This is a genomic window from Cellulomonas endophytica (assembly GCF_004123805.1).
GTDB classification, from domain to species: Bacteria; Actinomycetota; Actinomycetes; order Actinomycetales; family Cellulomonadaceae; genus Cellulomonas; species Cellulomonas endophytica.
The window spans coordinates 16,046-30,191 of the sequence record NZ_RWJX01000020.1; the positions used below are offsets into that span (position 1 = coordinate 16,046).

The following is a 14,146-nucleotide window of genomic DNA, read 5'->3' on the forward strand; positions in this document are numbered from 1 at the left end:
GGTCGGCGGTCCCCCCGCGGCGTGCGCATGCTGGGTGCGGCCGCCCGCCGCGCGCGGCCGCGCGTCCCCTGCCCGCCCGGCGCCGGGGGCGTGCTCCACCCGCAGCACCGCGCCCCGCCCGTGGCGCCCGAGGCACCGGAGGCCCCCATGTCCCGCATCCCCGCCCGTCGTCCCCTCGCGACCGCGGCCGCCGTGCTCCTGGCCGCCGGCCTCGCGACGGGGGTGGCCGGGTGCGCCTCCGGCGGCGGCGGCGGCACGGACGCCGGCGCCGGCGACGGCGCCACGGCGGGAGCAGGCGCGGAGCACTCCGACGCGGACGTGGCCTTCGCGCAGATGATGGTGGAGCACCACGAGGGTGCGCTCGAGATGGCGGGCGACGCCGCGGAGCGCGCGCAGGACGCCGAGGTCCGGGCGCTCGCCGAGCGCATCGCGGCGGCGCAGGGGCCCGAGATCGCGCTCATGACGGGGTGGCTCGAGGACTGGGGCGCGGGCGCCGGCGGGGACATGCACCACGGCGACCACGGGGGCACGGCGGACATGGAGATGGACGGCATGACGCAGGCGGACGCGATGGAGCACCTGGACGGGCTGTCCGGTGCGGCCTACGACCGCGCCTTCCTCGAGCTCATGACCGCGCACCACGAGGGGGCGGTCGCGATGGCGGGGCGCGAGCAGGAGGAGGGGGCCGCCGCCGAGGCCGTCGCGCTGGCCGGGCGGATCGTCGCGGACCAGACGGCGGAGATCGACGAGATGGAGGGGCTGCTCGGGCGGCTGCCCTGACCGCGGCCCCGGTCGGGCCCGCGGGCCGTGGAGGGCCTGCCGGTCGGGACCGAGGTCCCGACGGGGGCCGCCCGGAGGCCCGGCGACGCGGGCCTTCATCGAGGCTTCATCGTCCTGCGCACCGGGACGCCCGGGGCGGGCCGACGGTGAGGGGGACGGCGGAGAGCCCGCCGCGCACCGTCCCCGGAGACCACCGTGACCACCACCCCGACGCCCGTCCCCGCCCCCCGCCCGACCCTCGACCCCCGGGCGCTCGCGGCCCCCGACGCGAGCCTGGGCAGGACGGCCACCGCGGCGCTCCTCGCCGGCGTGGTGGCCGTCGTGGCGGTGCTCCTGCCGGCGTGGCCCGCGGGGCCGGACATGGGGTCCACGCACTACATGGGTCTCCTGGCGGCGAACCAGCCCTGGAACCTGCTCGTCTTCATGGCCGTGCCGGTCGTGCTCGCCGAGACCGTCGCGGTGACCGAGCTCGTCGTGCTGCTCGGCCGGCGCGTGCCCGCGGCCGTGCGCGCCCTCAACCGGTGGGCCGGGATCCTCGGCGGCGTCTGGTTCCTCGGGGTCACCGTGTACCTGCTGCGGCACGCCGTGGTGCCGCTGACCGTCGGCGGGGACTGGCGCGGGCCGGCGGACGTCGTCGCGGTGGGCGCCTACCTGCTCGGGGTCGTGCCGCTCGTCGGGCTGGCGCTGGTCGAGACGCGTGTCGTCGGGCCGGCCTGGGACGCGGACCGCCGCCGGGCCGTGCACGCCGGGCTCGTCGGGCTGTTCCTCGTGGTCGCCCACGTCGCGATGATCGCCGGGATGCTGGACCCGACGGTCCTCGGGTGGGCTCCGACGCACACCATGACCGACGGCGCCACGATGCCCGGCACCTCGCACTGACCTCCCCGGCGGCCCGGCCGTCGACCCCCGCGGCGGGGTCCCGTGCGGGTCGGGCGCGCGACGACGGGCGGGACGGCCCCCCTGCGGACGTCCCGCCCGTGGTCGCCCCCGCGTCGCCCCTCAGGCGCCCGGTGCCGTGACCGGGTGGTTGGCGACGAGGACCCCGCGCGGGTCGACGGCCGCACGGACCCGCCGGAGCCGCTCCCAGTCCTGCGGGCGGTACCCCGACGCGGTGTCCGTGCGGCCCTCCGCGAAGTTCAGGTACTGCCGGCCGGTGGCCCACGGCGCCATCCCGGCGACGAGCGCCGTCGCCGCGGCGTGGTTGATCGCGGCGAGCTCGGGGGTAGAGGCCATGCCGCCGGCGAACAGGACGGCCTCGCCCTCGAGGCAGGGCATCGCGCCGCCGTCCTCCGCCGGCCGGGACAGGGCACCGCCCAGCTGGCGCAGCTCCACCATGGCGAGCGGGGTGCCGCTGCCGGGGCCGGCGACGCGCAGGAGCGTCGCGACCCCCTCGTCGTCGAGCGGGCCGAGGACCGCGGTCGCGGACACCGCCGCCGACGGCTCCTCCGGGTCCATGTGCAGCCGGACGAGCGCCGCCGCCGGGACGCGGCCGAACGTGTCGATCTCCGGGGCGAGCGCGCGCAGGTCCGCGACCACCGCCGCGGCCGCGGCGTCGTCGTCCCCGAGGACGGCCCCGTCGACGACGACGAGGTGCCGGCCGCGCAGGAACGGCGGGACCGCCTCGACCGGCGGCACCTGCAGCAGCCGGAAGGACGTGGTGACGGCGTCGGGGGCCGTGGCGGCCCAGCGCAGCCACGCGGGCAGCACCTCCGGCGCGCGGGCGGCGTCCCAGACGAGCATCCCGGCGAAGGCGGTGGCGACGGGGTAGGCCCGGAGCTCGAGCTCGACGACGACGCCGAAGGAGCCGCCGCCGCCGCGCAGCGCCCAGAACAGGTCGGCGTGGTGGTCGGCGTCGACGCGCAGGACGTCGCCGTCGGCGGTGACGACCGTCGCGCCCGTGACGCTGTTCGTCGCCAGGCCCAGGGCGCGGGCGAACCAGCCCATCCCGCCGCCGAGGGTGTAGCCCACGACGCCCACGTCCGGCGACGAGCCGTGCAGGACCGCCAGGCCGTGCGCGGCGGCGGCCTCGACGACGGGCGCCCAGAGCACGCCGGCGCCGACGCGGACGCGCTGCGCGCCGGGGTCGACGTGCACGTGGTCGAGCGCGCCGGTGCGCAGGAGGACGACGTCGTCGAGCACGCCGAGCGGGCCGGCGTTGTGGCCCGTGCCCTGCGCGGCGACCCGCAGCCCGGCCCGGCGGGCGGCGCGGACGACCTCGACGACCTCGTCGACGGTGGCCGGGTAGGCCACGGCCGCGGGGTGCTGGGCGACGGCGAGGTTCCACGCCTGGGCGGCGGCCGCGTACCCGGGGTCGCCGGGCAGGTGGACGGCCCCGCCGCACAGCCCGCGCAGGCCGAGCGCGCGGTAGCCGGACGGGTGGGTCGGGCGGTCGTCGACGGCGGGCACGGCGGACAGCGCGGCCTCGACCTCGTCGACGAGGGCGGGGTCGTCCTCGCCGATCTCGACGAGCGCGTCGGCGGCGAGGTCCGTGACGGGGGTCGCGGTGACGGCGGCCGCCACCCCCGGGAGCGCGGCGGCGTCGGCGGGGCCCGCGGTCGTGGGGCGCGGCTCGTCGGCCTCGGTCGTGGCCGGGACGGTGGTGCTGCTCATCGGTGCTGCTCCTCGTGGGGTGGTCGGTGCGCGGTCGTCGTCGACCGCGTCCTCCGGGGTCCGGTGGCGACCGGGCTGGTCGGTGGGAGCACCGTGGCGGGAGCCGCTGACCGTGCGCCTACCACCGGCCCGGGGGTCCGACCCGCGGGCCGCTGACCGTCCGCTTACCGCCCCCTTGCCGTGGGCCCTTCCGCGTGTCGGCGGGCGGGTCTAGCCTCCGCGGGTGGGCGCGGTCGGCTGCACCGTCCTCGGCCGGGTCGGCGTCACGGTCGGGGGCGTCGACGTGCCCGTCGCGGGCCGCCGGGAGCGGGCCGTGCTGGCCGTGCTCCTCGCCGCGCACGGGGCCGTGGTGCCGGCGGACCGGCTCGTCGACGCGCTGTGGGGCGGCGCCGCGGGGCCGGGGGCGCTCGGGTCGCTGCAGGTCGCCGTCTCGCACCTGCGCCGCGCGCTCGAGCCCGGGCGGGCCGCCGGGGAGCCGCCGCGGGTGCTCGTCAGCCGCGCCACGGGCTACGCGCTGCCGCTGACCCCCGACGCCGTGGACGCGGAGCGCTTCGTCGCCGCGGCGCTCCGCGCGCAGGAGGTGCTGACGGACGACCCGGCGGCCGCCCTCGCCACGACCCTGGAGGCGCGGGCGCTGTGGCAGGGGGACCCCTACGCCGGCGCCCCCGACGTCGACCCCGTCACGGCCGAGGTCGCCCGGCTGCGGGAGGTGCGCACGGCCTGCGACGAGACGCACGTGGAGGCCCTCCTCGCGCTCGGGCGGACGGCGGAGGCGCTCGGGCTGCTCGAGGGGGTCGTCGTCGCGCACCCCTTGCGCGAGCGGCCCGCCCGGCTGCAGGCGGTGGCCCTCTACCGGGCCGGGCGGCAGGGCGACGCCCTCGCGGCCCTGCGACGGCTGCGGCGGGCGCTCGACGAGGAGCTCGGCGTCGACCTCTCGCCGGAGACGCAGGGGCTGGAGACCGCGCTGCTGCGCCACCAGCCGCCGCCGACGGCCGGGTCCGTCGGCGGCGGGCCGAGGGCCGCCGACCCGGCCCCCGCCGCCGTGTTCCCACCGCCCACCGCGCCCGCGCTCCCCGCGCCGGTCGCGCCGGTCCCGCCGACCGAGCCGGGCGGGCACCCGGCCCGGCGGGCGGGGGACCGGCCCTCGGCCGCCGGCACCTCCGGTGCCGTGCCCTTCGTCGGGCGGGACGTGGAGCTCGGCCGGCTCCGGGGCGCGGCGGCCGCGGCCCTGGCCGGGACCGCGACCTTCGTGCTCGTCGAGGGCGACCCCGGCATCGGCAAGACGCGCCTGCTCGAGGAGCTGGCCCGCACGTGCGCGCCGGTGGCGGCCGTCGCGTGGGGGCGGTGCTCCGAGCCCGGGACCGCCCCCGACTACTGGCCGTGGCTGGAGGTGCTGCGCGCGGTCGTGGCCGCCGGGCTCGTGCCGGACCCGCCGCCCGCGCTCGCCCCGCTGCTCGGCGGCCCCGCGGCCCCCGGCGACCCGGGCGTGGCCGCACCGCGGGAGGACCGGCGCTTCGGCGTGCTCCAGGCCGCCGTCGACGTGCTGCGCGACGCCGCCCGCGGCCGGCCGGTCGTGCTGCTCCTGGAGGACCTGCACTGGGCCGACCCGGCCTCGGCCGAGCTGCTCGAGCACCTCGCGGTGCGGCTGCACGACGCCCCCGTGCTCGTCGTCGCCACCCTGCGCGAGCTCGAGCTGGGCCGGGACGACGCCGTCGTGCGCGCGGTCGGGGCGGTCGTGCGGCGCTCCGGGCTGCGGCTGCACCTGGCGGGGATGACCGCGACCGCCACCGCGACCCTCGCGGACGCCGCCGCGGGCGACGCCGTGCCGCCCGCGGTCGCGGCCGCCGTGCACCGGCGCGCGGAGGGCAACCCGTTCTTCGTCGCCGAGCTCACCCGGCTGCTCGCGGGGACCGGCCGGCTCGACGACCCCGCCGCCGTCGACCGCGCGGAGGTGCCCGCCGGGGTGCGGGACGTGGTGCGCTCGCGGCTGTCCGTGCTGCCGGAGGAGACCCGGCGGCTGCTCGAGGTGGCCGCCGTCGCCGGGCGCGAGGTCGACCTCGCCCTGCTCGTGCGGGCGGCGGGGGTCGACCTCGACACCTGCCTCGACCGGCTGGAGCCGGCGGTGGCGGCCCGGGTGCTCGTGCCCGTGGTGGAGAGCCCCGGCCGGCACCGGTTCGCGCACGCCCTCGTGCGGGAGGCCGCGCTGGCCGACCTGCCGTCCGTGCGGGCGGCGCGCTGGCACGTGCGGGTCGCCGACGCGCTGCGCGCCACCGTCGGGTGGGAGGACGCGGCCCAGGTCGTCGCCGACCACCTCTGGCAGGCGGCCCCCCTCGTCGGCGCGGCGCGGGCGGCGCAGGCGCTGGAGGAGGCGGCGGAGGTCGCGCTGCGGCGCACGGCCTACGAGGCGGCGCAGTCCCAGCTCGAGCGGGCCCTGGCGCTGCGCCGGACGGCCGAGGCCGGCCCCGAGGGCGACGAGGCGGAGCTGGGCACCCTCGTCCGGCTGCTCCACCTGCGCACGGCCCGCTTCGGGTTCGGCGCGGCCTCGGCGGGGGACGTGCTGCCGCGCGCGAAGGACCTCGCCCGCCGGTCGGGGAGGCCCGACCTGTACCTGTCCCTCCTGCACGTGCACTGGGGCGCGCTGTGCACCGCCGGCCGCGTCCGCGAGGCGGCGCCGGTGGCGGCGGAGATGCGCGCGGTGGGCGACGGCTCCGGCGACCCGGTGCTGCGCGTCTGCGGCACCAGCGCGGGCGCGGTGCAGGCCTGGCACGAGGGGCGCGTCACGGAGGCCGGGGCGGCGTCCGTGCGGGTGGAGGCGCTGCTCGACGCCCTCGCGCCGGGCGAGGAGGACCGCGTGGCGGACCAGGGCGGCGGGCTCGTGGCGCCGTTCGCCGTCTACCTGCTCGAGCTCGCGGGCCTCGTGCGGGACGGCGACGAGCGGTTCGAGCGGCTCGCCGGCCGCGTGCGCGACCGGTACGAGATGCTCGTCCTGGCGAACTTCGGCGCCTTCGCGGGGGCCTGCGCCGACGACCCCGACCGCGCGACGGCCTGGGCGCGCCGCGGCCTGGACGCCGACAGCCGCGGCCTGTTCGAGTTCTTCTCCTCCGGGTGCGCGGCCTACGAGGGGTGGGGACGGGCGCGGCGGGGCGACGTCGCCGGCGGCCTCGCGCAGCTCGAGGACGGCCTGCGCCGCTACCGCGCGTCCGGCGCGGTGACGTGCTGGGGCGTCTTCGTCGGGCTGCACGTCGACGCCCTCCTCCTCGCCGGGCGGACGGCGGACGCCGCCCGGGTGCTCGACGAGGGCGCGGCACGGGTCGCCGCGACGGGCGAGCGCTTCGCGCTGCCGTACCTCGACCTCGCCCGGGCCCGGGTGGCGGCCGCGACGGGCGCCGGCGCGGCGGCGGTGAGGGCCCACCTGGCCCGGGCCACCGCGACGGCCCGGCGCACCGGGCTGGTGCCCGTGCCCGCGACCGCCGCCGCGCTCGAGGAGCGCCTCCTGGCCGGGGGTGACCTGGCCGGCGGTGACCTGGCCGGCGGTGACCTGGCGAGCATCGACCCGGCTGGGATCGACCCGGCCGGGAGCGGTCAGCGGGACGCGCCGGCGGCCCGCGCGAGCGTCCGGTAGGCCGCGACGGGCACGGCGGGACGGGCCCAGCCGCGGCGGTCGAGGTAGCGCCCGGCGGCGCGGCGGGCCCCCAGCAGCGTGCGCGCCGCGGCGACCGGGCTCTCGCCGCCGAACCCGCCGAGCGACCGCTCCGGGGTGAAGGCCCAGCCGTCGGCGTCCGGCACGAGGCGTCCGGCGGCGCCGGCGGTCCGCTGGGCGTCGAGCCGGTCGTCGTGGGTGTGCACCAGCACGCTCGCGGGCCCGGCGACGAGGGGCTCGCCCGGGGCCGCGAGCACCCGCAGCACGTCCCCGCCCTCGCCGGCGGTGCCGGCCGCGGTGCGGGGCGCGGTGCCGGGCGCGGTGCCGGGCGCGGTGCCGGGCGCGGTGCCGGCCAGCCGCACCCGCGCCTGCCGCGGCACCGCGTCGTCGCCGACCCACGAGAGCACGGCCGAGGGCAGGTCCGCGGCCACGCGTCGGAACCGCGCGAGCGGGTCCCCGCCGCGCGCCGGGGCGGTGACGCCGGGGGCGGGGTCGGGGGAGAGGTCGGGGACGGCGTCGGCGGGGCGCAGGAGCACCTCGTCGGGGACGACGGTGAGCACCAGCCGGAACCAGTACCAGTCCATCACCCGTGGCAGGAGCGGTCCCTGCAGGTACGACGCGCCGGAGGGCTGCAGGCGGTAGATCCGCTCCCAGTAGGGCTCGAGGCCGGCGGGGTCGACGCGGAGCACGTCCGGGCAGGTCGCCCGCCCGCGGACGAGCACGTGCGGCAGGGCGGGGCCGCCCGTGCCCGTCGGCTCGGAGAACAGCAGGCTCACCCGCGGGTCCCGGCGGACGTTGAGGGCCTTGACGGGGAACGCGACCGAGGTCGTGAGGGTGAGCGTGCCCGCCGCCTCGTCGAGCAGCGTCACCACCGGCCAGGCCACCGGGACGCCCGAGCGGCCGACGGTGGCCAGCTCCGTCGTGGCGTAGGTGCGCACCGCGTCGGCCGCGACGGGGGAGAGGCGCCCGTCGACGAGGCCGTCGGGACGCCAGCCCCCGGGCAGCGGCCCCTGCTCGGGGGCGGGTGCGTCCCCGGGGCGGCGGACGTCGGGGGCGGCGGGGCGGGGTGCGGTCATCGCGGGACCTCTCGGGCGGGGACCGCGGCGCGGTCCGGCAGCAGGGCGCCCCGAGGCTCGCGGCTCCCGCTTGCCGCCGGCTGACGGCCCGCTTCCGGCCGGCGTCAGCCGCGCTCGTGCAGGCCCTTCGCCAGCCGCTCGACCGCGTCGACGAGCGTCGCGCGCCCCGCGGCGAAGTTCAGCCGCACGTGCCCGGCGCCGCCCGTGCCGAACGGGACGCCGCTCGTGAGCGCGACACCCGTCCGTCCCCGGAGGGCGTCCGCGGGGTCCTCGTCGTCGGGCAGGTCGTAGGCGCGCAGGTCGAGCCAGGCCAGGTAGGTGCCCTCCGGCGCCCGGTACCCGGCGGCCGGCAGGTGGGCGGCCAGCAGCTCGCCGACCAGGGTGCGGCGGGCGTCGAGCGCGACGAGCAGCTCGTCGAGCCAGCCACCGCCCTCCCGCAGCGCGGCGGTGTGCGCGAGGACGCCGAGGTGGCTCGCCCCCGCGGCGACGACCTCGGGGAAGGTCGCGAGCGTGCCGGCGGTCTCCGGGCCCCCGACCAGCACCGCCGCCTTGAGGCCGGCGAGGTTCCACCCCTTCGACGCGGACAGGAGCGCGAAGGCGCTCCCCGTCCCCGGCACGGACAGGTACGGCGTGAACGTCGCGCCGGGCAGGACCAGGGGCGCGTGGATCTCGTCGGAGACGACCCGGACGCCGTACCGCGCGGCGAGCGCGGCCAGGGCGGTCAGCTCCTCGGGGGTCGGGACGGTGCCCGTCGGGTTGTGCGGGTTGCAGAGCAGGTACGCCGCCGGGCGGGACTCCGCGGCGGTCGCGGCGAACACCGCCTCGAGGCGCCGCAGGTCCAGGCGGCCGTCCTCCCCGAGCGGGGCCTCGACGACCCGCCGCCCGGTGTGCGCCACGACGGCGTGGAACGGCGGGTACACCGGGCTCGAGACGACCACCGGCGAGCCCGGCTCCGTCACGGCCGCGAGCACCTCGGTGATGCCCGTCATCACGTCGGCGACGAGGAGGGTGCGCGACGGCTCGAGGCCGTCCCACCCCCACCGCTGCGCGGCGAACGCGGCGAGCGCGTCCGCGTACCCCTCTCCCGCGGGGTACCCCGTGTCCCCCCGGTCGAGCGCCTCGACGAGCGCCCGGTGGACCGGCCCGGCCAGCGGCACGTCCATCTCGGCGACCCAGAGCGGCAGCACGTCGTCGCCGAAGCGACGCCACTTCTCGCTCGTGCGGCGGCGCAGCTCGGGCAGGGTCAGCTGGTCGAGGAGGTCCGTGCTCACCCGGTCGATGGTCCCACCGACATCCGACGACGTCCCGGCGACGTCCCGGCGACGTCCCGGCGACGTCCCGACGACGTCCCGACGAGGTGCGGCGGTGCCGCCCCCGCCTGCCGGCCGCCGGGCGCGGCGCCGTCGGTCACAGCCGCCGGTCGAAGACGTGACCGCGTCACCCGCCTGCTGCACGGGGGCGCACCCGGCCGGATGATCCTGTCCGTCCGGTCTTGCCCGGTCTGCGTCCCGGGGTCGAGCATCGGCCCGACCGGCCGTCGCACCCCGTCCCGCGCGGGGGCCGCCGGCCGACGACGAGAGGACGCGCCCGTGCCGGAGAGCCCCGCCCGCCCCCGACCCGTCGGGCCCCCGGGGGCCACCTCGGACGCCCCGCCGGCCGCTGGTCCCTCCGCCGGCCCGTCCGCACCCGTCGACGTGCTCCGGGGCGCCGGCGCCGACGACCGCCGGCTGCCCGACGGCGACGCCACCGCCGCGCGCCCGGGCACCTTCGCGGCGGCCCACCCGCACCTGGGCCCGCACGACGTGGCCGCGGACCGCGAGCGCCTGCGCCGTCGTCGCGTGTACCGGCTGGCGGCGCTCGTCCTCGCCGCCGAGGTGTGGGTGCTCGCCCGTCAGCTGCGCGGCGAGCCCGTGCTCCCGCCGCTGCCGTCCGTGGACCCCCTCGTGCTCACGCCGGTGCTGTTCTTCGTCGCCCTCCTCGGGGTGCTCGTCGCGACGCAGCTGGGCTCGTCGCGCTCGCCGCACGTGACGTACCGGCCCGAGCAGGTCGACGTCCGCCTCGACGACGTCATCGGCATCGACCCGGTGACGGAGGACGTGCGCCGCTCGCTCGACCTCTTCCACGCGCACCGGCAGTTCGCGCAGGAGATGGGCGGCACGCCGCGGCGCGGCCTGCTCTTCGAGGGCCCGCCCGGCACGGGCAAGACCATGACCGCGAAGGCGATGGCGGCCGAGGCCGGCGTGCCCTTCCTCTACGTCTCCGCCACCGCGTTCCAGTCCATGTACTACGGCGCCACCGCGAAGAAGATCCGCGCGTACTTCCGGGCGCTGCGGGCCGCGGCCCGCGCCGAGGGCGGGGCGATCGGCTTCATCGAGGAGATCGACGCGATCGCCCTCGCCCGGGGCGGGGTGGGCGTCGGCGCACCGGCGGCCGGCGGCGCGCCCGCGGTCGGCGGCGTGGGGGGCTGGGCCTCCGCGCTCGGCGGCGGCACCCGCGTGGAGCGGGTCGTCAGCGAGGGGACGGGCGGCGTGGTGAACGAGCTGCTCGTCCAGATGCAGTCCTTCGACGAGCCGACGCGCACCGACCGCCTCGTCAACGCGGTCCTGGGCGTCGCCAACCGGTTCCTGCCGGCCCACCGCCAGCTGCGCCTGCGCCGGCCGGTCCGGGTGCCCGTGCTCCTCATCGCCGCGACGAACCGCGCCGACTCCCTCGACCCCGCGCTGCTGCGGCCCGGGCGCTTCGACCGCCGCCTCACCTTCGACCCGCCGGACGCCCGGGGGCGCCGCGCCCTCGTCGACCACTTCCTGGCGACCCGTGCGCACGACGCCTCGCTCGACGCACCCCGTGCCCGCGACCGGGTCGCCGCGGCCACGAACGGGTGGACGCCGGTCATGGTCGAGCACCTGCTCGACGAGGCGCTCGTGCACGCGCTGCGCCGGGGGGCGCGCCGGATGTCGGCCGCCGACGTGGAGGCCGCGCGGCTGACGGAGCTCGTCGGCCTGGGGCACCCCGTCACCTACACGGCCGCCGAGCAGCGGCTCATCGCCACGCACGAGGCCGGGCACGCCGTCACGGCCTGGCTCGCCGCCCCGCACCGCACCCTCGAGGTGCTCACCATCGTCAAGCGCGGCCGGGCCCTCGGCCTGCTCGCCCACGACGACTGCGAGGAGGTCTGGACCCGGTCCAGCGGCGACCTGCGCGCCCTCGTGCAGATCGCGCTGGGCGGCTGGGTCGCCGAGGAGCTCTTCTTCGGCGAGACGAGCACCGGCCCGGCCGGGGACCTCGCCTCCGCCACGCGCACGGCCTGCGAGATGGTCGGCGCCGCGGGCATGACGGGCTCGCTCGTGTCGTTCCTCGCGACCGGCGGCGACCTCGTGCCGGCGGTGCTCGCCGACGCGCAGGCCCGGGCGCAGGTGGAGGGGGTGCTGCAGGAGGCGCGGGTCGCGGTCCGCCGGCTGCTGGCCTCGCACCGGCACCTCGTCGAGGCGCTGCGCGACGCGCTGCTGGAGCGGCACGAGCTCGTCGGGGCGGAGATCACCGACGTGCTGGAGGAGGCGCGCCGCGCGCACGCCGCGGGGGTCGGGGCCGTCGAGCCGCTCGGCCTGCTCTGAGGTCTCCTCCTGGCGGGCCCGGCACGCGACCGCCCGCCGTCGCGTGCCAGGCTTGTCGCATGCAGCTGCGCATCTTCACCGAGCCCCAGCAGGGCGCGACGTACGACACCCTCCTCGCCGTGGCCCAGGCCACGGAGCGCCTCGGCTTCGACGCGTTCTTCCGCTCCGACCACTACCTGGCCATGGGCGGCGACGGCCTGCCCGGCCCCACCGACGCCTGGACGACGCTCGCCGGGCTCGCCCGCGAGACCTCCCGCATCCGGCTCGGGACCCTCGTCTCGTCGGCGACGTTCCGCCACCCCGGCGTGCTCGCGGTCCAGGTGGCGCAGGTCGACCAGATGTCGGGCGGCCGGGTGGAGCTCGGCCTCGGCGCCGGCTGGTTCGAGGCGGAGCACCGCGCCTACGGCATCCCGTTCCCCGAGAAGCGGTTCGGCCCGCTGACGGAGCAGCTCGAGGTCGTCACGGGGCTGTGGGGCACGCCCGTCGGGGAGCGCTTCTCCTACGCGGGGCAGCACTACGTGCTGGAGGACTCCCCGGCGCTGCCCAAGCCCGTGCAGGCCTCGCCCCTCGACCCCTCGCGCGCGGGCGTCCCGGTGATCGTCGGCGGCCTCGGGCCGAGGCGGACCCCGGCCCTCGCGGCCCGGTTCGCCGCGGAGTTCAACCTGTCGTTCCCCGACCTCGGGGTCGTCGAGGAGAAGCTCGCCGGCGTGCGGCGGGCCTGCGAGGACGTCGGGCGGGACCCGGCCACGCTCGTCAGCTCCGTCGCGCTCGTGCTGTGCGTCGGGCGCGACGAGGCCGAGTTCGCGCGGCGCGCGGCGGCCATCGGCCGGGAGCCGGCCGAGCTGCGCGAGCACGGGCTGGCCGGCACGCCGCAGGAGGTCGTCGACCGCCTCGGCGCCCTCGCCGCCCAGGGCATCACCCGGACGTACCTGCAGGTGCTGGACCTGGACGACCTCGACCACCTCGAGCTCGTCGCGCAGGAGGTCGCGCCCGCGCTGCGCTGACGGCATCGGCATCGGCATCGGCATCGGCGTCGGCCCCGGCCGGGTCCCCGGGGCCGGGCCGCTCGTCGTCCCGATCCCCGTCCCGCTCGTCCTGCGCCGCGGCGGCCGGCCACGCGCCGGCCGCCGCGGCCCGGGCCTCGGCGAGCAGGCGGCGGACGGTCTCGACGAGGAGCGCGACGAGGAGCGCGTTGCGCACGGCCAGGAGCAGCGTCGGCAGCGGTGCCCCCTCCGTGAGCGCCGCGTAGGTCCACGGGAAGACGACCTGCGTGGCCGCCGCCGTGACCAGCGCGAGGCCGGCCGTCCGGCCCCATCCCGGCAGCCCGACGGTGAGCGCGACGACCACCGGCGCCGCCAGCCACCCCACGTACTGCGGGGAGCCGACCTTGTTCGCCACGACGAGCAGCAGCGACAGCAGCATCGCCCCGCGCACGACGAACGCCAGGCGCACCACCCGCGTGCGGAACGCCGCGCCCGCCCGTCGTCGCGCGAGGAGCAGGAGCCCGGCGGCGAGCGCGACGCCGGCCACCAGCGCCAGGTCCATGACGGCGGACGCCACCGCCGTGCCCGGCCCGTCGACCTCCCAGGTGACGATCTCGCCGTCGTAGACCCGCCGCACGGCCGGGCTCACGAGCCCGAGCAGGACCCACGGCGTGGTGACGACCGCCTCGAGCTGCAGGTCGCGCCCGTCCTGGGCGTCGAGGAAGGTCGCGATCCGGCCCAGGCCGCCGGGCCCGCCGAGCACCGCGACGGCGCCGACGACGACCGCGCAGACCGCCGCGGCGGGCGCCACGACCCGCGCCCCGGGCCGGCGGACGGCCAGCACGAGCGGCAGCAGCAGCGCCCCGGGCGTGACCTTGACCCACGCGCCCGCGGTGAGCAGGGCGGCCGCGACCCCGGGGCGCCGCGCGGCCAGCACGAGCGCGACGACGGTCAGCGGCGCGACCACGGCGTCGAGCCGGCCCATCGCCACGGGCCCGAGCGCGGCGACGAACGCCACCCACCACCAGGCGCCGGCCGGGCTCGGGTGCCACCGCGGACCCGCGTGACCGGCCAGCGGGTGCCCGCGGGCGGGGTCGCGCAGCAGCAGCGCGAGCGCGGCCGCGTCGAGCGCGGTGACGAGCAGGGACCAGGCGAGGGCGTAGCCGGGGCCGCCGGCCGTCCCGCCCACGGCGGCGAGCAGCATCGGGACGAGCGCTCCCGCGGGGTACACCCAGGGGTCGTCGAGCACCGGCCAGCGCCCGTCGGCCAGGCCCTGGCCCACCCACCACCGGTACAGGCCGAGGTCCCAGAAGGCCCGGTCGGGCACGAGGAGGACCCCCACGACGAGCAGCGCGGCGTGCACCAGCGCGAACGCGACCCACAGCGCCCGGCGGTCCGACCGTGCCCGGACGGCGAGCGCGCGGAGGCGCGACCCGGCCACGGCGA

The 14,146-nt window shown here is 79.4% G+C and carries 9 protein-coding genes; 5 read left to right on the forward strand and 4 right to left on the reverse strand.

Annotation, left to right across the window (positions count from 1 at the left end; translation table 11 throughout):
• Window positions 1-147 precede the first annotated feature (147 nt).
• Both EJA20_RS08160 and EJA20_RS08165 read left to right on the forward strand, forming a co-directional pair.
• Window positions 148-780: a DUF305 domain-containing protein gene (locus EJA20_RS08160; RefSeq protein ID WP_129337659.1), complete on the forward strand. Its 633-nt coding sequence runs from the start codon at window positions 148-150 to the stop codon at window positions 778-780.
• 195 nt (window positions 781-975) lie between these two features.
• Window positions 976-1,659, forward strand: a complete 684-nt coding sequence (locus tag EJA20_RS08165) for a DUF6803 family protein (RefSeq protein WP_240675212.1) — start codon at window positions 976-978, stop codon at window positions 1,657-1,659.
• A 120-nt stretch (window positions 1,660-1,779) separates the two neighbouring features.
• Here the strand turns inward: EJA20_RS08165 and EJA20_RS08170 are convergent, their stop codons facing one another.
• Complete coding sequence (locus EJA20_RS08170; RefSeq protein WP_205687417.1) at window positions 1,780-3,390, reverse strand: FAD-binding oxidoreductase; 1,611 nt, start codon at window positions 3,388-3,390, stop codon at window positions 1,780-1,782.
• A 223-nt stretch (window positions 3,391-3,613) separates the two neighbouring features.
• Here EJA20_RS08170 and EJA20_RS08175 point away from each other — a divergent pair, with 223 nt between their 5' ends.
• Window positions 3,614-7,012 carry an ATP-binding protein gene (locus EJA20_RS08175; RefSeq protein WP_129337660.1) on the forward strand — a complete coding sequence of 1,133 codons (3,399 nt, stop codon included), beginning with the start codon at window positions 3,614-3,616 and terminating at the stop codon, window positions 7,010-7,012.
• Here the strand turns inward: EJA20_RS08175 and EJA20_RS08180 are convergent.
• A complete protein-coding gene (locus tag EJA20_RS08180; RefSeq protein WP_129337661.1) occupies window positions 6,973-8,106 on the reverse strand; it encodes a pyridoxamine 5'-phosphate oxidase family protein in 1,134 nt (377 codons plus the stop codon). The two genes, EJA20_RS08175 and EJA20_RS08180, sit on opposite strands and share 40 nt — an antisense overlap.
• A gap of 104 nt (window positions 8,107-8,210) precedes the next feature.
• The gene (locus tag EJA20_RS08185; protein ID WP_240675214.1) at window positions 8,211-9,377 is read right to left on the reverse strand and encodes a MalY/PatB family protein; all 1,167 of its coding nucleotides are present in this window, start codon (window positions 9,375-9,377) and stop codon (window positions 8,211-8,213) included.
• Window positions 9,378-9,695: 318 nt separating this feature from the next.
• Here EJA20_RS08185 and EJA20_RS08190 point away from each other — a divergent pair, with 318 nt between their 5' ends.
• Window positions 9,696-11,717 carry an AAA family ATPase gene (locus tag EJA20_RS08190; RefSeq protein ID WP_240675215.1) on the forward strand — a complete coding sequence of 674 codons (2,022 nt, stop codon included), beginning with the start codon at window positions 9,696-9,698 and terminating at the stop codon, window positions 11,715-11,717.
• Window positions 11,718-11,776: 59 nt separating this feature from the next.
• Window positions 11,777-12,721, forward strand: a complete 945-nt coding sequence (locus tag EJA20_RS08195) for an LLM class F420-dependent oxidoreductase (RefSeq protein WP_129337663.1) — start codon at window positions 11,777-11,779, stop codon at window positions 12,719-12,721.
• Here EJA20_RS08195 and EJA20_RS08200 read toward each other — a convergent pair.
• Window positions 12,633-14,141 carry a glycosyltransferase 87 family protein gene (locus EJA20_RS08200; RefSeq protein WP_129337664.1) on the reverse strand — a complete coding sequence of 503 codons (1,509 nt, stop codon included), beginning with the start codon at window positions 14,139-14,141 and terminating at the stop codon, window positions 12,633-12,635. The two genes, EJA20_RS08195 and EJA20_RS08200, sit on opposite strands and share 89 nt — an antisense overlap.
• Window positions 14,142-14,146: the final 5 nt, after the last annotated feature.